Here is a 20,348-nt window from a genome sequence, read left to right on the forward strand (position 1 = left end):
TGAACTTTCATCCAGCGGCGATTAGAGTCTCGACCGTTTCTGTTACGCCGTTGGGCGCGGGTTGAGCAACGGGCGGAGACGCGAAGCCCTTATCGAGCGAAGCGTCGGAGCCGGTTGCGGTAAGGGTTCCGGCGAAGGCCGCCGGGGTCTGGTATCCGAGCGAGGAGTGCGGTCTCGCGGTGTTGAAGTCCTGCCTCCATTCGGCGATGGCGCTGCGGGCGTGGTCGAGGCCGAAGAACAGGCTCTCGTTCAAGAGCTCATCGCGCATCCGGCCGTTGAAGCTCTCGACGTAGCCATTCTGCATGGGCTTTCCGGGCGCGATGTAGTGCCACTCGACGCGATGATCCTTCGACCAGGCGAGGATCGCGTTCGAGGTGAACTCCGTGCCGTGGTCAGAGACGATCATGCCCGGCTTGCCGCGTCGGGAGATCAGGTCCGTCAGCTCACGAGCAACGCGGCGACCGGAGATCGACGTGTCCGGGATCGCTGCCAGGCATTCGCGCGTCACGTCATCGACGATGTTGAGCACACGGAAGCGCCGCCCGCAGGCGAACTGATCGTGCACGAAGTCCAGCGACCAGCGCGCGTTCGCCCTTGCCTCGACCAGGATCGGCGCCCGCGTGCCCACCGCGCGTCGCCGCGCCCGGCGCTTGCGCACCGTCAGGCCCTCCTCGCGGTAGAGCCGGTAGATCGAGCGCATGTAGCTGGCCGTCATCCCGTCGTCTTTCTTGCAATTGTCACACCCGTCCACGCCGGAGGATCAGAGGCGGGGAAGGATTCGAGCGAGGCTTCGAGGACCGGATCGAAACTCTCCCTGTCGCTGGTAGACGGGTCGGCCGTGCTCTCATGCTGGACGCCTCTTGAGAGGCGGCGATCGGGGCGGAACGGGACCCGGAAGGCTCCCGGGGCATCGACGCCCCTGTGCAGCCGGTGGCGCGTCTCACCCGCCCAAGGGTTCGCCATCCGGGCTCCCCCAGCGTCCTCGCGCACGACATAATGCCAGTCCTGCCTCTCTGCGAAGTCCACGGCGCTTTCGCGGTCGGGAAACTTCAGCCGGATCGGACGATAGGGATCGTCGCTGGAGGTATATCCCATCAGCGGCTCGATGTGGGGCGGGCGCGACGGCTCGAATTCCAGTATCCAGTAGTTGGGCCGCGGCGCCGATGTCATCGCGGAACGTGCCGGCCGGTAAATGATCGCGGTCGGAACGTCCCATGATCTCATGTTGGTCCCGGGTATCTTCGGCGGGAATGGTGGGCGATTGTGACCGCGCATGTCAGCTCTCCTGGGTGTCGGTTGATGCGAGAATGTGACGTTCGAGATCGCCGAGTTTTTCCATTCGCCTCGAATTCAGGCGAACGGCGCGTTCGGTGTTCTGCGAAGGAAAGGCAGCAGCGTGCAGGACGTCCGACCGCATCGCTATCGTGAGATCGGCGACGGCATTCATCACGCCCTCTCGGTCCCCGTCCGAGAGCGTGCCGTCAGCAAAACCGGACTGCAAGCTCTCCAGTACCTGCTCGAAGCTGGACACGACCCCTGCACTCGCGACCACAGCCAGCTTGTGGCTGAGAACACGCAGTTCATCGATCAGCTTCGCATCGTGCCTTGCGGTTTCCACGATCTCTGCGACCTTCTCGATGCAGGCCATGTAAATGTCGCATTGCTGCTGGAGGATGATGACCCTTCCTTCCTTGCGAAGCTCGAGATCGGTCTGGCGATTGAGAAGCGCCGCGGTCAGAATGATCGTCACGACAGCGCCGAGGAAGATGAGCGTCATCTCCTGCGCGAAAGGCAGTATGTCTTCGGCAAGATACATCGAACGAAAAACGAAAACGATTCCGATGCCCAAGGCAGCGGCCGCAGCAGCAAATGCCAAGTCAGGCAGGCGGTTCGACATCAGCACCTCGCATTTTCGGTGTCAGGTGGCATGCACGGCTTTGCATCGGCGTCCGGCGCCTCTGCGTCCCGGTGCCGCAGGAAGATTGGCGTCGGACCGCTGCCGAACGGATTGAAGCCGGTGCTCAGGCAACGGTCGAAGATCGTTTCGTCCCATCGGGTGAAATCGTGCTCCTCGCCGGCAAGTCGCTCGTCATCCACCACAGGGCACCTCACGCCTTTGCCGATGGGGGAGCGTCATCGAAGGCCGCACCGTCCGAACGATCCGCCTTGCGAAGCCGTAGCCCGAGGAGGATCATCATCACCCCGAAGACCGCGGCGTAGAAGCCGATCAGCCAGCCGAGCGCGAGGAAGCTTTCGACCGGGCGCGTCAGCAGCATCCAGGTCACGACGACACCGAGAACGACCGAGAGAAGGCCGCTCAGGATCAGCCAGATTTCGCCGTTGATTTCCTTTCGCAGGCGGATCGCTGCCGCGATCTCGAGGGCACCCGAGAACACGGACCAGAATGCGATGCTGGCCCAGAGGAATGTCGCAAGCACAAGCGTCGCCACGAACGGCGAGAAGACCACGACGACCCCCGTGGCGATCCCCAGAATGCCGCTGAACATCAGCCAGCCCCAGCGATCGCCCCCGCGGATGTTGCGGACGGCGGCGACGAGGCCGAACACGCCATCGGCGAAGGCGAAAGCGCCGAAGACCAGCGTCAGAGCAAGCAGCGACTCCGCAGGCATGAGGAAGGCGAGAACCGCGATCACCAGCGCCAGGACACCGCGCAGCACGAACAGCCACCAGTTCCCGGACAGGCTGCCCAGCATGTCCTGCATCGTGTCGGATTGCTTTGCAGAGGTTGTCGTCATTGGTCCATCTCCTGTTCAGGTTTCAACTCAGTAGTGCCGATTGTCTCCGCGCCGGCCAGGGCGGCCGCCACGCGGCGGCGGTCCTCGACCGGTTGAGGCAGACACTGCGTCCGGGCAATTTCCCTTTCCACGGGCGCGCGCCCCGATGCCTCGCCGATCAACCCGGCTTCGACCAGCGTGCCGCGCAGTGTCTCCGCCGCGTTCTCTGCAATCTTCAACACTTCCGCCTCAGTGAGACCCAGGAGGTGCGCCGTCTCCGCGATCGTGGCGTCTTCCAGGTACATCCGATACAGGACGCGGCGCTCGACCGGAGCAAGATCTGCGATAGCCCGGTGCAGTGCCATGGCGATATCATGACGATCCACTTCGGTCTCGGGGTCTGTGCCGCCGTCGTCGGCGATGAGGTCCTCCAGCATCAGCACTTCGTCGGGCTGGTAGAACTCGAACATCGCCTGATCCGCCTCGGTCGGATCCTCCGCCGGGGCCTCGGGTTCCGCCTCGATGGAGGCGGCATCCTCGGGCACCGCGCGGCGCGCAGCCTGCGCCTCGGCCTCGACGGTCTCGAAGGCCAGCTGCGTCAGCCAGTCCCGGACGGAGAATTCGGTCGGCCGCCGCTCGAAGCGGTTGAGCCCGTTGAGGATCGTCGCATCGACGATATCGCCAACGCTCAGGTAGCCAGCCGGCACAGACCCGCTACACTCGAGATAGGTCAACTCGCGCCTGACTGTATCGTAGACCGTATCGAGATGATCCTCGATCAGGTCGAAGAAGAGTTGGCGCCGGTCCGCTTCCGCCGCATCCCGCGCGGGCGGCAGCGGGGCGCCGATCCGGCGCCGGCGGGCGGGACGCTTGTATTCAGGCTCGTGCTTGAGGCGCGCCACATGCCGATCGACCTGGTGGCGCAGGTCGGCAAAGGCCTTGCGCAGGACAGGCTCGATCTCGAATCCATCTTCCCGCGCCGCGATCACGCCCGACGGCAGTTGCAGGCGCAGGCTGACTTTGATGCGCGTCTTGCCCCTCGTCTGCGAGGCAACGACTTCGAGCCGGACCAGATCCTCGCGAAAGCGCGCAAGGTGCGGTTCAAGTTGCCGCAATTCTTCCTCGATGACCTCAGGCGCGCGCTGTTGGCCGTGCCGGTCGAGATTGCGGAATGATCTAATGACGTTCATGCCGTGGACCTTCCTATAACTCTCCGAAGAGATGGTCCGGCGCGACCGATATCGCGCCGGGCCAGTCTTTTGCGCTGTCACTCGGCGGACTTGTCGTCCTTGGACTGCACCTCATCCCCAACGCTGGGCTTCGGAACGTCCGTCTTGTCTTCGGCAACTTCGCTGGGCTCCTCGATCCCGGCCTTGACCTGATCGTTCGGGCTGTCGTCACCGGTGTCCTTTACGATCTTTTCGAACACGACCCTCTGTTCGTCTTCCGACCAGGCGACGCGGACCTTGTCACCATCCTCGATCCGCCCGGAGAGCATCTCGCGGGCCAACTCGGTCTCCAACTGCGACCGGATCAGCCGGCGTAGCTCGCGGGCACCGAATTCGGGACGGAAGCCGACCGCGCCGAAGTGATCCACGACGCTCACATCGAGTTCGAGTTCGACGCCCTGGGTAAGGGCGGTCCGCTTCACCCGGTTGAGCTGCAACTCGACGATCTGGCGGATTTCCGACTGGTTCAGCGAGTGGAAGACGATGATCTCGTCGATCCGGTTGATGAACTCTGGCCGGAAATGACCGCGCAACACCTCCATCAGCTCGGACTTCTGCTTGGCCTCGTCGAACTCACTGCTGCCGCGTTTCGTGAGGTTGCGCTGGATGATGTCCGAACCGAGGTTCGACGTGGCGATGATGATGGTGTTGGTGAAGTCCACCACGCGCCCCTTGCCGTCGGTCAGCCGACCGTCGTCGAACACCTGCAACAGAATGTTGTAGACATCCGGGTGCGCCTTCTCGATCTCGTCGAGCAGCACGACCGAGTAGGGCCGACGGCGCACCTTCTCGGTCAGTTGCCCGCCTTCGTCGTATCCGACGTAGCCGGGAGGCGCGCCCACCAGCCGGGCGACCGAGTGGCGCTCGCCATACTCGGACATGTCGATGCGGATGATTGCGTCCTGATCGCCAAAGATTACTTCGGCGAGCGTCTTGGCCAGTTCCGTCTTGCCAACCCCGGTCGGCCCGAGGAAGAGGAAGGTCGCCGTAGGTCCGCGTCCCTCGCGCAGGCCCGCGCGCGCCAGCCGCACAGCATCGGCCACGGCGCGGATAGCCTCTTCCTGGCCGATGACGCGCTCATGCAGCTTGTCTTCGAGCTTCAGAAGCTTGTCCTTCTCCTCGGCGGTCAGCTCGGTGACCGGAACGCCGGTGATCTTGGAGACGATCTGCGCCACATGATCGGCGCGCACCTCGGCGGTCGCCGAAGCCTGGTCGCGCTTCCAGATTTCCAGAAGCTCGTCCAGCTCCTTCTGCTTCTGCTCGAGTTCCTTCTTCAGTTCCGCTGCACGGTCGAATTGCTTGCGGGCTGCGGCATAGTCCTGCTCGCGCTTGATCTGCGCGGCTTCGGCCTCCAGCTCCTGGACTTCCACGGGGCGCGCCGTGGCGCTGATCTTCACCCGTGCGGCTGCCTGATCGATCAGGTCGATCGCCTTGTCGGGCATGAAGCGACCGGTGATGTAGCGATCCGAAAGCTCGGCCGCCGCAACGATGGCCTCGTCGGTGATCGTCACCTTGTGGTGTGCTTCCAGCGTGTCGCGGAGCCCCCGCAGGATCATGATGACCTGAGCTATCGTGGGTTCCTCGACATAAACCGGCTGGAACCGTCGCTCGAGCGCCGCGTCCTTCTCGATGTATTTCTGGTACTCGTTGAGCGTCGTCGCACCGATCAGGTTCAGCTCGCCCCGCGCCAGCGCCGGCTTGAAGGTGTTGGCGATGTCGAGACCACCTTCGCCACCGCCCTGGCCGGCGCCGACGATGGTGTGGATCTCGTCGATGAACAGGATCAGGCTGTCCTTCTCCTCGGTGATCTCCTTGAGGATCTTCTGGACTCGCTCCTCGAACTCGCCGCGATACTTCGACCCGGCCACCATCGAGTTGATGTTGAGCTCGACCAGCCGCTTGTCGCGCAGCGCCTCGGGCACTTCGCCCGCGACGATCCGTTGGGCAAGTCCCTCGACGATGGCGGTCTTGCCCACGCCGGGCTCGCCGATCAGCACCGGGTTGTTCTTTTTCCGGCGGGCCAGCACTTCGATCGTCGTCTCGATCTCGCGGGCGCGGCCGATGACGGGATCGAGCTTGCCCTCGCGGGCGAGCTTCGTCAGGTCACGGCTGAACTGGTCGAGATCGGGCGTGCTGGAAGGCGCCTCCACGCGGCCCTCCTCGGCTCCCTTGCCCACGACCTTGGTCACCTGCTGGCGAAGCGCCTGCGGCGTCAATCCGTATTTGCGCAGGATCGACGCAGCCAGGCCTTCACCTTCCTCGGCAAGGCCGATCAGCAGGTGCTCGGGACCGACATAGGAATGGCCGAGTTCGTTCGAGGCGATGAAGGCCCGGTTCAGCGCGTCCTTGAGGCGAGGACTGACGCCGATTTCGCCCTCCGCCTTGGCCTCTCCACGCTTCGCTTCCTTCTCGATCTGGTGCCGCAGATCGTCCACATCGACCTTGAACTGTTCCAGGATCGTCTTGACGACGTCAGACGAGGTCAATGCCAGAAGCAGATGTTCGGTATCGACCTCGCTGCGCCCGAATTCCCCGGCCTTCTGTGCGGCATCCTGCAGCAGCTTGTTGCCCTGTTCGCTCAGCCGGTCGGCGATGGTGCGTCCGCCGCCGCGCCGCGATCCACGCCGCGGCGCGCCCTCGCCGAAAGTGGCGTCGACGACAGCGTCATCGCCATCACCCATGGAGCCGAGCGTGCCGCCTCGCAGCGGACTGTCACCAAAGAGGCTGCCGAAACCGCTCTCGCCGAAGAATTCGTCAAGAAGGGAACGCCGTCCGAACAGGGACTCCAGCGGCGAGGCGCTGCGCCCCGACCGGCGCGCCATTTCGCTGTAATGCTGGTCGCAAAGCTCCATGTTCTGAACCCTGCCGTTCACCGAAGCGCGCACGCGCGCCGTCGCCGGGCGACCGCAAATATCGCAAGTTCCGTTTGCCATTTTTCCTCTCCGTTTCTTTATCCAGTCAGGGTTGTCCGCGATCATCTGCGTCAGTGACGGTGTCAGGCAGCGACCGCTTCCGTTCTTTTCACCTTGGACCCAATTGCCACCAGATCGGGCTCGTCCAGTGTCTCGCGTTGCAGGAGATCCTGCGCGGATTGCTCGAGCAGCGCCCGGTTGGCTTCGAGAAGCGAGAGGGTGCGCTTGAACACGCCATCCCCGATGTCGCGCACCTTCGAGTCCATCCGCTCGGCAGTGGCCTCGCTATAGCGGCGGTTCAGCCACGACGACTGGTCGCCGGTGCCGAGAAAGCCTGGCCGATCGCTGTCGTAGCTGACATGCCCGAGGCCTTCGTCCATCCCGTACCGCGCGACCATGGCGCGGGCGATATCGGTAGCCTTGACCAGATCGTCGGCCGCCCCGGTCGAGACATGATTGTAGATGATCTTCTCGGCCGCGCGCCCGCCAAGCAGGACTGCGATCTTGTTCTCCAGCTCCTCCCGCGTCATCAGGAAGCGGTCCTCGGTCGGGCGCTGGATAGTGTAGCCGAGCGCGCCAATTCCGCGCGGGATGATCGAGACCTTGTGCACCGGGTCCACCCCCGGCAGAGCCATCGCCACAAGCGCGTGCCCCATCTCGTGGTGCGCCACGATCTCGCGTTCGCGCGGATTGAGCACGCGGTTCTTCTTTTCCAACCCGGCGATGATGCGCTCCACGGCATTGTTGAAGTCGTCCATCGTCACCGCATCGGCCTTGCGGCGCGTGGCGAGCAATGCTGCCTCGTTGACGAGATTGGCAAGATCGGCGCCCGAGAAGCCGGGCGTGAGCGCTGCGACCTTCTCGGCATCAACGTCTGGGGCGAGCGTCACTTTCTTCATGTGCACGTTCAATATCTGCACACGCCCCCTCTTGTCGGGCCGGTCCACCAGCACCTGACGGTCGAAGCGTCCCGCACGCAGCAGCGCGGGGTCGAGGATCTCGGGCCGGTTGGTGGCGGCCAGGAGCACGATGCCCACCGAAGGGTCGAAGCCGTCGAGCTCGGTCAGAAGCTGGTTCAGCGTCTGCTCACGCTCATCATGGCCACCGGCGATCTGGCCGGAGGAGCGCGCCCTCCCAAGAGCGTCGAGTTCGTCGATGAAGATGATTGCCGGGGCCGATTTCCTGGCCTGCTCGAAGAGGTCGCGCACCCGTGCGGCACCTACGCCCACGAACATCTCGACGAACTCGGAGCCCGAGATCGAAAAGAAGGTCACGCCGGCCTCGCCTGCCACCGCGCGCGCCAGCAGCGTCTTGCCGGTGCCCGGCGGCCCAACGAGCAATATGCCTTTGGGGATATGTGCGCCCAGCTTTCCGTATTCGGCCGGGTTCTTGAGGAACTCCACGACCTCCTCGAGCTCGGCCTTGGCCTCGTCCACACCGGCCACGTCGGCGAAGCTGACACCGGTTTCTTTTTCCATGTAAACCTTGGCCTTGCTGCGGCCGACCTGCATGAACCCGCCGAAGCCCTGCTTGTCGGCGAACTTGCGGAACAGCAGCATCCAGATTCCGAAGAAGATAAGCGCTGGCGCCACCCAGGAAATCAGCGTGCCGAGAAAAGTGTTTTGCGGAACGCCAGTGATCTCGATACCTGACCGGTCTATCCGTTCCAGGATTGCGGGATTCACTACGGTCGTCACGAACTGCTTCTTGCCGTCGACGGGTTCGGCGAAGGTGCCTGTGATAGTGTCTGACCCGACCGCGACAGAAGAAATTTTCCCGTCAGCGAGATACTTCTCGAACTGGCTGTAGCTGATCGGCGCGACGGATTGCCAGCCGGCGATCAGGTTCTGGATGAAAAGCACGGCTATGAAAGCCACCACCCAGTACCAGATGTTATATTCGGTCTTCCTTTCCATGCCGCTTGTCCCTTTCACTGGCGCCCGAGCCGCGCCCTGATCCGCTCGAGCAGCGCCAGCAGGGCGCGCCTTTCGTCCGCCGACAGATCCTGGAAGATTTCATGTTCGAGCGCCGATTGCCGCGGCGCGAGTTCCTCCAGCATCGCCCGGGCCTTCGACGTTGCCGTGACGATCTGCGCCCGCCTGTCGTCGGGCGAGGGCGACCGCTCGACCCAGCCGCCCCGGACCATGCGATCGACGAGCTGGCCGGCTGTGGCCTGGCCGACCTCCAGCAGGTCGGCCAGATCGCCGATGGTCAGCCCAGGCGCATCCTCGACATGCGCCGCCGCCATCCAGGACAGGCGGGTCAGGCCGCTGCCGCGGATGTCTTGGTCGATCCGCTGCTGGATGAGCTGCGCGACCCGGTGGATCGTCGTCCCGATCAGCGCGATGTCCGAAGAGATCATGGTTATCCTTCCGCCGATTGCATGGTACACAGGAGAAACCGCCCCCCATCCAAAACGCAATGCACCCATCATACATGCTTGCATAATAAATGGAACGGCCTATCTTGATAGGCGTTCTCCGAACCCACATCCGGCCGGCACCGTTGCCCGGTCCCTCCATGCCGACGGTTCGGGGTATCGATCAGCAACAGGAGGCCAGCAATGCTCTACCCGACATATCTGCGCCGCAGCGATCCCTTTGCGCTGATGCGCTCCATGATGCGCGATCTCGACCGCGGTTTCTGGCCGCCGTCCCGCGCGGCGTTCCCGGCGGTAAATGTCTGGCAAGGCCCTGAGGCCGTTGCAGTCACCGCTGAACTTCCCGGCATCGAACCGGACGACATTGAAATTTCGGTCAAGGACAACGTCCTGACGCTGTCGGGCGAACGCAAGGCGCCCGAGGTTCCCGACGGTGCGCGCTGGCACCGCAACGAACGCAGTTTCGGCAGGTTTTCCCGCACTATCCGCCTGCCGTTCGCGGCCTCGGATGACAAGGTCGAGGCGAGAATGACGAACGGCGTATTGCGGATCGTCATCTCCCGGCCCGAGGAAGAAAAGCCGAAGAAAATCGAGATCAAGGCAGCCTGAGAGGAGCTGGAACGATGAGCACCGACATCTCGCAAGCCGCCGAAAAGACGCCGACCGACTCGCCTGAGACCACCGGCGGCGGACGCATCTACCGCCCGTCGACCGATATCGTCGAGACCGATCAGGGTTTCTCCATGATGCTTGAAATGCCTGGGGTCGCCGCCGATGCGATCGAAATCACGCTCGAAAATCGTGTGTTGACGATCCGCGGCAAGGTTGACCCGGTGCGGCCGAAAAACCTCGAACTTGCCTATGCCGAATATGGCGAGGGCGATTTCGAGCGTGCCTTCACGCTTTCCGAGGACTTCGACCCCGACAGGATCGAAGCCGAGATGCGAGGAGGCGTCCTAACTTTAACGCTCCCCCGGGCCCCTGAAGCGCAGCCGAAAAGGATCGCCGTCAAGGGCGCCTGAAAACCTAAGGAGACCAATCATGCAGATCAAAGACCTCATCCCCTGGGCGCGCAAGGACGGCGCGCCAGACGCCAAGAGCAGCGAAGACAACCCGATCGCGACACTCCAGCGCGAAATGAACCATGTGTTCGAGAACTTTTGGAACCGGGTCGGTCAGTTCGAATGGCCCTGGGGCAGCGGCGAAGCCAAATCCGACATGGTCGAGACCGACGACGCGATCGAAGTGTCGATCGAGCTGCCGGGCATGGAGATGAAAGACATCGAGGTAACGGTCAACGATGACATGTTGACTGTGAAGGGGGAGAAGAAGATCGAGCGCCAGGAGAAGAAGACGGGATACTATCTCTCCGAGCGCAGCTACGGCGCGATCTACCGGACAATTCCGCTCCCTCCCGGTGTGGATGGCGAAAAGGCGCAAGCATCCTTCAAGAACGGGGTTCTGACGATCAAGCTGCCCCAGACACCCGAGGCGCAGGCGAAGATCAAGCGCATCGATGTCAAGAACGGCTGATTTGCCACATGGGGTGTCGCCGGTTTGCGGCGTCCGCTCAGCTCCGTTTGATATCACGCCGTCTGGTGAGCCCCGGGGAGCCTGTTTCTCCGGGGCGGCTTTCGAGGGGGAATGATGAAAGACCTGAAACGATCCGGGCTAACCCGTGAACAATGGTCGGCGATGACGCTCTACGAGAAGTTCGAACAGGTCGTCATTTTCGTCCTCAGCGCCATCATTGCGGTTATCGTCGTGGCATCGGTTTGGGCGCTGATGCGCGAGGTCGTGAACCGGTTGGTCTTGGGAGCGTTCGACACGCTCGATTACGCCACCTTCCAGGTGGTGTTCGGAATGATCTTCACTGTTGTAATTGCGCTCGAGTTCAAGCGCTCCCTTCTTGTGGCGACAGAACGCAGCTTCGGGATCCTCCAAGTCCGCACGATCGTGCTGATCGCGCTCCTCGCGATCGCGCGCAAATTCATCATCCTCGACCTTGGCGAGACGGAGCCAGCCAAGATTGCCGCCCTCGCGGGCGCGGCTCTTGCGCTCGGAGCAGTCCACTGGCTGGTGCGCGATCAGGACCGGCGCGAAGAACCCGGTGCTAAAAATGCCGAAGGCGATCAATGAGCCGAAGCGTTTTCGTTCGACTTGTTTCATCAACCTCTGCCGCACTCATCAGCATAATTGTTTAGCAGAAATCTTTTATCATGCCGAGCGTTGCGCTGGGTCGGTTTGCCGCGCCGCGCGCCGTCGCTTCCCGCGGAGACTTGGCGGCGTTCGAACAAAGCACCATCACAGTTTTCAACGCCACTCGAGACAGTGCGTCTCCATCGCGACAACCGAGCGTATAGTCGATCCCTAAACCCGGAGTGCCTATGACGGTCCGCGTGGGAACGGCTCGCGGTTCATTTGGGACGAACTCTAATCAATTTTTCGGCCCACTCATATGCTCTCTAATTGAAACCAACACGCTCTCTGGAGTGAACCCCTCGGGCTGGATGACCTTTTTCAAGGAACAAGGTTGGACTCCGCTCGTTCATTGCTGGTCACAAACGATCTGGAACCCGCATGGCCGAGCCTGACAAGAAACTAGCGCTGATCGAAGAACAGCTTGTCATCTACAAGCGCGCCGTGAGCGACGGCCGCGTTCGCGTGAGCACCAAAACCGAGTTTGTCACAGAAGCAGCGGAAGCACGCCTCGACAGCGAGAATGTCGAGGTGACGCGTGTGGCAATCGGACGTGAAGTGTCAGAAGCGCCGGCCGTTCGCACGGACGGTGACGTGACCATCGTGCCTGTGATGGAGGAGGTTCTCGTTGTCGAGAAGCGTCTGATGCTGGTCGAAGAGATCCACATCCGCCGCGTCGCCACCACCGAGGACGTTTCCATTCCGGTCGAACTGCGCAAGCAACGTGCCACCATCGAGCGCGACGACCCCTGAGCTAATTATCAATCCGAGAAAAGGAGAAACTCATGACCTATAGCAAAACCACATCGTCATACGGCGCCTCTTCGTCTAACACCGTGACGGCCTTCTTCGAAAACCGCAGCGATGCGGATGCCGCCGTCGAACGCCTTGCGGAAGCCGGGATTGCCCGCGACGGCATTCGCGTCGTCGCCGGCAAGGAGTCTACAACCTCGACTGAAGTTGCCTCCGAGCACAAGGGCTTCTGGGAGAAGCTGGAAGACTTCTTCTTTCCCGACGAGGACCGCGCCGTCTATTCCGAAGGTCTTCGCCGCGGTGGCTATCTTGTGACGGTCAGCAACGTCACCGCCGCCTCTTATGACAAGGTTATCGATATCCTCGATGACGAGGGCAGCATCGATCTCGATCAGCGCGCTGAGAGCTGGCGCTCGGAAGGCTGGAACCAGCAGGAGACCGTGAGTTCGTATGGCGCCTCCGCCAATCGTGCCAGCGCAACCGGAACGGCAGCTCTGGACGCCGGCCGTGAAGAGGTTATCCCGGTGGTCGAGGAAAAGCTTCGCGTCGGCAAGCGTGACCTCAACCATGGCCGCGTGCGTGTCCGTTCTTACGTGGTCGAAAATCCTGTCAGTGAACAAGTATCGCTGCGCGACGAGAACGTCAGAATCGAGCGCCGCACGGTCGACCGTCCGGTAACCGAAACGGAGAACGCCTTCGTCGACCGTACGATCGAGGCCGAGGAGCATCATGAGGAGGCGATCGTCTCGAAGGATGCGCGCGTTGTCGAAGAGATTGCTCTGCGCAAAACGGCCGAACAGCGCGAGGAGACCATCAGCGACAGCGTCCGCCGCACGGAGGTGGAAGTCGAAGATGAACGATCCGACCGTATTGTCCGCAAGGACTAATGGAAGGCTCTTCGTTTGATGAAGCTGGGGCTCTGTGTGTAGAGCGTCAATCAACGTGGGAACAGCGTCAATCTAGATGAGTTTGTCGCGATGAGCGTCACGCAGGGAGGGCTTGCCCGACCGAAGGGACGTTCATCGCGACGGCGCAAACCCAGTTGGGTTCACGCCGTCTGGTGATCGCGATGTGTTGGGTGCATTTTTCTTTTTCTCACAAAGGAAGAATGCATGCCCGGCAGACACATCACAGATCAACAATTGAGGCTTTACATGCAAAATCGCGAGAAGCACAGTGTTCCTGTTGCGGCCGCCAAGTCAGGGTTCAGCGCATCAACGGGTTATCGGATTGAAACAGATCCTCGCCTACCGAGCGAGAAGAAGGTCAAACACGAGCGCCGTCGACCTGATCCATTGGCCGGGATATTCATAGAAGAAGTTGTTCCCATGCTGCAAAGCGCACCAGGACTGCGGCCTGTTGGCATTCTTCGGGAACTTCGCAAGCGCCACCCTGAACTCGGAGCTGGCATCCGCCGCACACTTGAACGCCGGATCAGCGCATGGCGTGCGATCCATGGAGTAGATAAGGACGTCATATTCCGGCAGGTTCATGAGCCGGGACATATGGGGCTTTCAGACTTCACCCATGCGCCGGGTCTTAAGGTTACAATCGCTGGGGTGACTTTCGATTATCTGCTCTATCACTTCCGTCTTGCATATAGTGGCTTTGAGCATGCCCAGATTGTTGAAGGCGGTGAAAGTTTTGCCGCGCTGACAGCTGGTTTGCAAAATGCTCTTTGGTCGCTGGGTGGCGCACCGCGTGATCACCGTACCGACAGTCTTTCGGCTGCATTCCGTAATATCAATGCTGATAGCGCTCGCGATATGACGGAGCGCTACGAAGCCCTTTGTGCCCATTACGGTATGAAAGCCAGTCGCAACAATCGCGGCGTCGCTCATGAGAATGGAGCCGTTGAAGGTTCTCATGGCGATCTGAAGCGGGAACTGGAAGATGCACTTTTGCTGCGCGGAACACGCGACTTTCCCGACGCCACCAGTTTCGCTGCTTTCCTTGATGACGTTGTCGGTCAGCGAAATGCCCGCAGGATCAAAGAGATTGCCGTTGAGCGCGAAAGCCTGCTACCGCTGCCGCGCGACCGCCAGCCTGAGGGCGTAGATGAAATTGTTCGTGTCACCAGCAGCGGAGGGTTTACCCTTCGCAGGGTGTTTTACACTGTTCCCTCACGGCTGATCGGGCATCGCTTGCGCGCGCGGCTCTTCAAACAGCATATCGACCTGTTTCTGGGCGGTACTCATGTGATGACGCTGCCGCGTGTGCGCGGACAGCTTGGGCCTCTTCAGCATGTGGTAAACTACCGCCACGTCATTCATTCGCTTCGCCGAAAGCCAGGAGCTTTGCCGCGACTGATCTATCGCGATCAGCTCTTCCCAAGGGAGGCTTATCGCAAACTCTATCACGCCGCCATGGAAGCATTATCAGAACGTGATGCCTGCCGTCTAACGGTAGAATTGCTCAGCCTCGCTCATGAGCGCAATGTCGAGGCCGGGTTGGCAGAAGCTATTCAGAGCAAGCTTGATGCAGGGAATTTGCCGACAATTGATGAAATGCGGGTCCGGTTCGGACCCAACCCGGATAGCGTTCCACAGGTTAATGTCGATCTGGGAAAGCTGGTAGATTACGACCAGCTGATCAGCACGCATAGGCAGGTGATGGCATGAGGTCCAACGATCAAATCGATACTGCGCGCCTGTCTTTAATGCTCACTGATCTGCGGCTCCCAGGTATAGCAAAGGCTTGGCATAGCTTCACTGAGCGCGCTGACACCGAAGGTTGGCCTGCAGCCAGGTTGCTTTCGGCTCTTACCGAGTTCGAGATTGCCGAGCGCGAAACGCGGCGGATGCAGCGCCATCTCACCGAAGCACGTCTTCCTCCAGGCAAAACCCTCGATACGTTCGACTTCACGGCCGTTCCGATGGTCTCAAAAGCCCGTGTCATGGCATTGGTCGCAGGCGATGTCTGGCTGAAGAATGGGGCTAATCTGATGTTGTTTGGCGGACCGGGCGGCGGCAAGTCGCATCTGGCTGCTGCCATCGGCGTTGGACTGATCGAGAATGGATGGCGGGTGCTGTTTACCCGCACCACAGACCTTGTTCAGAAGCTGCAGGCTGCGCGACGCAATCTTGATCTTGAAGGTGCAATAGCAAAGCTCGACAAATATCATCTGCTCGTACTCAATGACATGGCCTATGTGAGCAAGGATCAGGCTGAAACCAGTGTGCTCTTTGAACTCATCAGTGCACGATACGAGCGACGATCAATACTGATCACTGCAAATCAGCCTTTTGGGGAATGGGATAAGGTCTTCCCCGATAAAGCGATGACGCTGGCTGCTATCGACAGACTGGTTCATCACGCAACAATCTTCGAGATGAATGTGGAAAGCTACAGGCGCAAAACCGCTATCACACGTCTAACACACGGGGAGAATGAAGCACACGACGTAGCCGCTGCATCACCTCCGGCACACGTGCCAGCTCAGTGACGCGCCGCGACAAACAAACGCGAATGTAGATTGTCGCGTAATCAAGGTCGGCCTTATTAAAATGGGCCGACTTTTTGCGGCCTTCAGCGACAAATCTAAGCCATCAAGATTGTCGCGCAGCGTCAATCTCGAAATCATACTTGTGTCGCGCAGCGTCAAGTAACCAAAAATAGTCCTTGCAACACACACACACTCAGTACATCTTCAGCAAATCGCGAGCACCAAAAGCTTCATCCGGTTTGTCGCGCTTCCCATCTAAATTGTCGCGCCACATCTGTGGTCATTTCTACATTAATACACGCTAAGGGCATTTTGCAGGTGACGGGAAACACATGATTTCCGCTCACCGTGATCGCGGGGCAAACTGGCCACGCAATAGGGCCATTTTTTGCGCGACAAACCCTGTCGGAATGTTAGGCTGTGCGGCAACACCTGATTTGAGGTTTGTCGCACATGTTGATCGGTTACATGCGGGTATCGAGTAGTGACGAGCGCCAGTCGGTTGCCTTGCAGCGCGATGCCCTGCTCGCGGCCGGGGTCGATGAGCGCCATCTCCATCAGGATCGCGCTTCCGGAGCGCGTGATGACCGGCCGGGTCTGAAGGCATGCCTCGGCGAATTGCGCGAAGGCGATGTCCTGGTCGTCTGGAAGATAGATCGGTTAGGCCGGTCACTCTCCCACTTGATCCGCATCGTCGAGGATTTGAAGGAACGTGGTGTCGCCTTCCGATCTCTCACGGAGGCGATCGACACCACGAATTCGCACGGCGCGTTTCTGTTCAACCTGTTCGGCTCGCTTGCAGAATACGAGAGAGTGCTGATCACCGAGCGGGTCAATGCCGGCCTGGCGGCGGCTCGCCGACGTGGCCGTAAGGGCGGGAGACCTCCAACGATCGATGCGGAAAAGGTCGAGCAGGTTCTAGCTGCTTTGGAAGCTGGCGCCAGCAAGGCGTCCGTGTGCCGGACGTTCAAGGTGGCGCGCTCGACCTTGATCGACACGTTGAAGCGGACTGGATGGACAGGCCCCGGCAAGACCGGCACGCCCGAAACCGTAGTTTGACGAGTGACCGTGGCTGATGGCGTTTCTCGATGAGCAATCGCGTGCCGTTTTATTCGAACCACCCGAAGCTTATGAAGATGCGCAAGCGCGCTATGCACTGACTTCCGAGGATATTGTCTTCGTCAAGGAACATCGCCGGTCGCATAATCGGCTTGGCTTTGCGATCCAACTCGCACTGGTGCGTGATCTGGGCCGTCTGCTGCGAATAGGCGAAGTTCCACCTCAGGCGGTTGTCTCTGTTGTCGCCGACCAGCTGGGCATCGACCCTGCAGTGTTCGAGTTCTACGCCCAGCGCGACGAAACGCGCCGGGAACACGCGCGCGAGATCGTCTCTGCACTGGAGCTTCAGCCTGTCCGGACGAGTGACTATCGCGAGTTGATAACGGCGGCGGCACGCGAGGCGGCGGCCACTGAACAAGGTGCGCCGATCGCCAAGGCCGTGATCGAAGCCTTGAAGGAACGAAAGTTGCTCGTTCCTATGCCGGAGCTGCTGATCCGTCTGGCACTGGCCGGCCGGGCGGCGGCGCGTCGACAAGCCTATCGCGAATTGATCCGGGATCTGGAGCAGCCTTCGATCGAGGCGCTTGATCAGCTCCTCGCTGAGCGGGCCGGCGATCGGAGCCACCTTGGCTGGATTGCGGAAGCACCTGAAGGGGCGAAGCTGAAGAACCTCAAAGGCTTGATCGCCCGCCTCGAGGTATTGCGCTCAGCCGCCATTCCCGACGACCGTCGCAAGACGATCCATGCCAATCGCTACGGCATCATCGCCAGGGATGCACGCATTCTGCATGCCCGGGAGATACGACGCCTGACATCCGAACGTCGCTACGCCACGCTGGCCGCCTTCGTCATCGAGAGACAGGCGTCGATCACCGACCTGACGATCGACATGTTCTGCAAAATGATTGGGAGCAACCGCCGCAAGGCCGAGATCAGCCGCACGGAACGCCGGCTAAAAGAGGCCGAGGTTCTTGATGGGGTGGCGCTTGAGCATCTCAAGCTCGGCGAGGCGCTTCTGGCCGCTCGTGCGAGCAAAACCGATCTTGCATCGGCGATCGCAGCCTCCCTCGGCTGGGACGGATTGGTCGCCAGCATGGCGGCAGCCAGATCTGTCGTCCACCCTGATCGCAGTAACGAATTCGACGAGCTCATCAAGCGGCACAAATCGTTGCGCAAGCTGGGCAGACTGATGTTCCGCACGTTCTCGTTCCGGTCGTTTCGTGCTGATGATCCGATCCTTGTAGCAGTGGACCATCTGCGCGCGCTCTATGGCGGCCGGAAATTGCCGGCGCAGGTGCCGCTCGCCTTTCTGACCCGCAAATGGCGACGCTGCGTGCGCCCGAACAGTGCCGATATCGACCTGCGCGCCTGGGAAGTGGCGGTCCTCGTTCACCTGCGAGAGCGTCTGAGGGCCGGTGACATCTGGGTCGAAGGCAGCCGGGCATGGCGCAGTTTCGAGGATTATCTTCTGCCTCGGCCGATCTTCGAGCTGATGCGCGCCGAGGGGCGGCTCGGGCTCGCACTCCCCGACAGCTTTGCCGAATGGCGAGCAGAACGGACCGCCACGCTCGATGCGAAGCTGAAAGAGCTGGCAAAGGCGGCGGCTGCCAATGCTATTCCGGATGCAGCGATTTCCGACAAGGGCCTGTCGATCTCGCCGATCCGCGAGGAGGAGCGCGACAGCATCGTCGCGCTCAGCCGCCGACTATATGTTCTGGTGCCACGGATCAGGATCACCAGCCTGCTTGCCGAGGTGCAAAGCTGGACCAAATTCCTCGACAGCTTCACGCATTATCGTACCGGTGAGACGGCAAACGACGAGGCAGCGCTGATGGCAGCGATCCTTGCCGACGCCACCAATGCCGGAGCCGAACGTATGGCGGAAAGCTCACGCGGCGTCACGATCCACCAGATGATGCTGATGGTGGACAGGCATATGCGATCGGAAACCTACGCCACGGCGACCGCCGTGCTGGTCGATGCGCAGCAGGCCCATCCCTTTGCCGCGATCTGGGGTGACGGCCATATCTCCTCCTCGGACGGACAGTTCTTTCCGGCTGGCGGGCGTGGCGAAGCCAGCCTCGACTACAATGCAAAATACGGCAAGCGACCGGGGGCGTCGATCTATGGCTTCCTGTCCAACCGTTTTGCTTCCTTCTTCTCCCGCATGATCCAGGCATCCGAGGGCGAAGCCCCCTACGTTCTCGACGGCCTCCTTCACAACGAAAGCTCCGTCGAAATCTATGAGCACGCAACCGATACCGCTGGCGCCACCGAAACGACGTTCTCCATGTTCCACGCCTTTGGCTACAGGCTCATTCCCCGTATCCGCAATCTCGGCAATCGCAGGCTCTTTGTCATTGATCGCGATCCGGCTTACGAACCGCTCGACGCGCTGATCGCTGGAACCGTCAACATGGATGTCGTCGAGCACCACTGGGATGAGGTCTTGCGGCTGAAGGCTTCGATCGCTGCAGGTTTGGTGCCGCCTTCCGTCATCCTCAAGAAGCTGGCAGCGTCGCCGCGACAAAACCGGCTGAACCAGGCCCTGCGCGAAATGGGCCGGATAGAACGCTCGATCTTCATCTGCGACTGGCTGCTCGATACGAAACTGCGCCGCAGATCGCATGCGATCCTCAACAAGGGCCTCTGAACATTAAAGGGCCACCGATATACGGTTGGCTGCCCGTTTGCGCCGAAGAGCCTTCACCAAAAAGCCCCGTGACGCAGCTATGGGACAGTTTGGCGATTTGACCAGCCTTCGCCCCGCCGCCAGTCGATGACAGGCTGTTGCAGAAGCGCGACCCTCTCGAATGGGCTGCCGAGCAATGCGCTCTCAAGATTGGGCATGATGCGGAGCTGATTGGCATCCATTAGTCCTAGGAGAGTTGAGAGCCGGTTTCCCCCCGCGATGATCAACCAATATTCCGAAGTCGAGGCGACAGCCGATTTAGCCTTTTGTGCCAAGATCGATATCAGCTCGCTTTCAAGCGGCCCCACCCATGCCACATCGTAGTTCCAGAACCACATAATGCGGTGAGCTTTGGTCGAGGAAACGGAGATAGAGTCAATGTACCTAGCTAAGATCGGATAGATATCTGCATCAGGCGCGGCTTGCTCGATCTCGGGATGGAGATCGGAAAACCGAATGACCTCGTTTATGAAGCCGTCCAGATCGCGCGTCGGAGGAACCCGCATTTCCTGAAAATAGAGCTTCACCCACCGATTGAGCGGATAATCCTTTCGCTCAAAGGCAAGGTGCCTCAGTCGGTTCCACGCTTCCTCAACCTGCCTGCGCCCGCTGACATGATACTCTGTGACCTCAACGCCGATATCTCGGCTGCCGATTTTCAAGATGAAGTCCGGCCGTTCCGTCGGTTCGATATGATCGTCTGCAATCTCGATGTCGCAGGCCGCGAGATATGATTTTAGCTGTTCGCGTTCGGCTTGTTTCTGAACCATCATGCACCTGAGGAGGATTGGCAGACTGAGGATATCCCTTGAGAAAGAGGGTCCGTCACATAATCGAGTGTTTACGCGACAGCCCGAATTCAAGGTCTGTTTCAAGCAAATTATGTCACAAAAGCCGTAAAATAAACATCGATCCGCAAACGGTCGGCCAACCGTATATCGGTG

The 20,348-nt window shown here is 60.6% G+C and carries 19 protein-coding genes and 1 pseudogene; 10 read left to right on the forward strand and 10 right to left on the reverse strand.

Annotation, left to right across the window (positions count from 1 at the left end; all coding sequences use genetic code 11):
- Positions 1-7: 7 nt before the first annotated feature.
- The 9 genes and pseudogenes from CEV34_RS19915 to CEV34_RS19955 all read right to left on the reverse strand — a co-directional run.
- Positions 8-697: pseudogene (locus CEV34_RS19915) on the reverse strand (IS3 family transposase); the annotation flags it as partial.
- 14 nt (positions 698-711) lie between these two features.
- A complete protein-coding gene (locus tag CEV34_RS19920) occupies positions 712-1,275 on the reverse strand; it encodes an NADH dehydrogenase ubiquinone Fe-S protein 4 (protein ID WP_038595117.1) in 564 nt (187 codons plus the stop codon).
- Between the two features lies 1 nt (position 1,276).
- The gene (locus CEV34_RS19925) at positions 1,277-1,897 is read right to left on the reverse strand and encodes a hypothetical protein (RefSeq protein ID WP_094544353.1); all 621 of its coding nucleotides are present in this window, start codon (positions 1,895-1,897) and stop codon (positions 1,277-1,279) included.
- Positions 1,897-2,100 (reverse strand): hypothetical protein, encoded by a 204-nt coding sequence (locus CEV34_RS19930; RefSeq protein WP_038595113.1) that lies wholly within the window; start codon positions 2,098-2,100, stop codon positions 1,897-1,899. Before CEV34_RS19930 ends, CEV34_RS19925 begins: the two co-directional genes overlap by 1 nt.
- A gap of 8 nt (positions 2,101-2,108) precedes the next feature.
- The gene (locus CEV34_RS19935; protein WP_043767813.1) at positions 2,109-2,756 is read right to left on the reverse strand and encodes an HdeD family acid-resistance protein; all 648 of its coding nucleotides are present in this window, start codon (positions 2,754-2,756) and stop codon (positions 2,109-2,111) included.
- Positions 2,753-3,925, reverse strand: coding sequence for an RNA polymerase sigma factor (locus tag CEV34_RS19940; RefSeq protein ID WP_094544354.1), 1,173 nt, complete (start codon positions 3,923-3,925; stop codon positions 2,753-2,755). Before CEV34_RS19940 ends, CEV34_RS19935 begins: the two co-directional genes overlap by 4 nt.
- A 77-nt stretch (positions 3,926-4,002) precedes the next feature.
- Positions 4,003-6,897: an ATP-dependent Clp protease ATP-binding subunit gene (locus CEV34_RS19945; protein ID WP_094544355.1), complete on the reverse strand. Its 2,895-nt coding sequence runs from the start codon at positions 6,895-6,897 to the stop codon at positions 4,003-4,005.
- Between the two features lie 62 nt (positions 6,898-6,959).
- Complete coding sequence (ftsH, locus tag CEV34_RS19950) at positions 6,960-8,792, reverse strand: ATP-dependent zinc metalloprotease FtsH (RefSeq protein WP_094544356.1); 1,833 nt, start codon at positions 8,790-8,792, stop codon at positions 6,960-6,962.
- 14 nt (positions 8,793-8,806) lie between these two features.
- Positions 8,807-9,238 carry a MarR family winged helix-turn-helix transcriptional regulator gene (locus CEV34_RS19955; RefSeq protein ID WP_094544357.1) on the reverse strand — a complete coding sequence of 144 codons (432 nt, stop codon included), beginning with the start codon at positions 9,236-9,238 and terminating at the stop codon, positions 8,807-8,809.
- A 201-nt stretch (positions 9,239-9,439) separates the two neighbouring features.
- On the opposite strand from CEV34_RS19955, the gene CEV34_RS19960 reads away from it, so the two are divergent.
- The 10 genes from CEV34_RS19960 to CEV34_RS20010 all read left to right on the forward strand — a co-directional run bounded on the left by CEV34_RS19960 (position 9,440) and on the right by CEV34_RS20010 (position 19,365).
- Positions 9,440-9,865: an Hsp20/alpha crystallin family protein gene (locus tag CEV34_RS19960; RefSeq protein ID WP_094544359.1), complete on the forward strand. Its 426-nt coding sequence runs from the start codon at positions 9,440-9,442 to the stop codon at positions 9,863-9,865.
- A 14-nt stretch (positions 9,866-9,879) separates the two neighbouring features.
- Positions 9,880-10,278 (forward strand): Hsp20/alpha crystallin family protein, encoded by a 399-nt coding sequence (locus CEV34_RS19965; RefSeq protein WP_003603273.1) that lies wholly within the window; start codon positions 9,880-9,882, stop codon positions 10,276-10,278.
- 19 nt (positions 10,279-10,297) lie between these two features.
- Positions 10,298-10,789: an Hsp20/alpha crystallin family protein gene (locus CEV34_RS19970; protein ID WP_094544360.1), complete on the forward strand. Its 492-nt coding sequence runs from the start codon at positions 10,298-10,300 to the stop codon at positions 10,787-10,789.
- Positions 10,790-10,903: 114 nt separating this feature from the next.
- Complete coding sequence (locus tag CEV34_RS19975; RefSeq protein ID WP_011982932.1) at positions 10,904-11,395, forward strand: phosphate-starvation-inducible PsiE family protein; 492 nt, start codon at positions 10,904-10,906, stop codon at positions 11,393-11,395.
- A 441-nt stretch (positions 11,396-11,836) separates the two neighbouring features.
- Positions 11,837-12,208 carry a YsnF/AvaK domain-containing protein gene (locus CEV34_RS19985; protein WP_094544362.1) on the forward strand — a complete coding sequence of 124 codons (372 nt, stop codon included), beginning with the start codon at positions 11,837-11,839 and terminating at the stop codon, positions 12,206-12,208.
- A 32-nt stretch (positions 12,209-12,240) separates the two neighbouring features.
- Positions 12,241-13,095 (forward strand): YsnF/AvaK domain-containing protein, encoded by an 855-nt coding sequence (locus CEV34_RS19990; protein WP_094544363.1) that lies wholly within the window; start codon positions 12,241-12,243, stop codon positions 13,093-13,095.
- A 225-nt stretch (positions 13,096-13,320) separates the two neighbouring features.
- Positions 13,321-14,829, forward strand: a complete 1,509-nt coding sequence (gene istA / locus CEV34_RS19995) for an IS21 family transposase (RefSeq protein WP_094544364.1) — start codon at positions 13,321-13,323, stop codon at positions 14,827-14,829.
- Positions 14,826-15,653 (forward strand): IS21-like element helper ATPase IstB, encoded by an 828-nt coding sequence (gene istB / locus CEV34_RS20000; RefSeq protein ID WP_235819129.1) that lies wholly within the window; start codon positions 14,826-14,828, stop codon positions 15,651-15,653. The genes istA and istB overlap by 4 nt, the downstream gene beginning before the upstream one ends.
- 453 nt (positions 15,654-16,106) lie before the next feature.
- Positions 16,107-16,712, forward strand: a complete 606-nt coding sequence (locus tag CEV34_RS20005) for a recombinase family protein (RefSeq protein WP_003501158.1) — start codon at positions 16,107-16,109, stop codon at positions 16,710-16,712.
- Positions 16,713-16,728: 16 nt separating this feature from the next.
- On the forward strand, positions 16,729-19,365 hold the full coding sequence (locus tag CEV34_RS20010) for a Tn3 family transposase (protein WP_235819130.1): 2,637 nt from the start codon (positions 16,729-16,731) through the stop codon (positions 19,363-19,365).
- 77 nt (positions 19,366-19,442) lie between these two features.
- Here CEV34_RS20010 and CEV34_RS20015 read toward each other — a convergent pair.
- A partial coding sequence (locus tag CEV34_RS20015; RefSeq protein ID WP_210199585.1) for a hypothetical protein occupies positions 19,443-20,348 on the reverse strand: 906 nt, incomplete at its 5' end.

Origin of the sequence: Brucella pseudogrignonensis (assembly GCF_002252525.1) — a bacterium.
GTDB classification, from domain to species: Bacteria; Pseudomonadota; Alphaproteobacteria; order Rhizobiales; family Rhizobiaceae; genus Brucella; species Brucella pseudogrignonensis.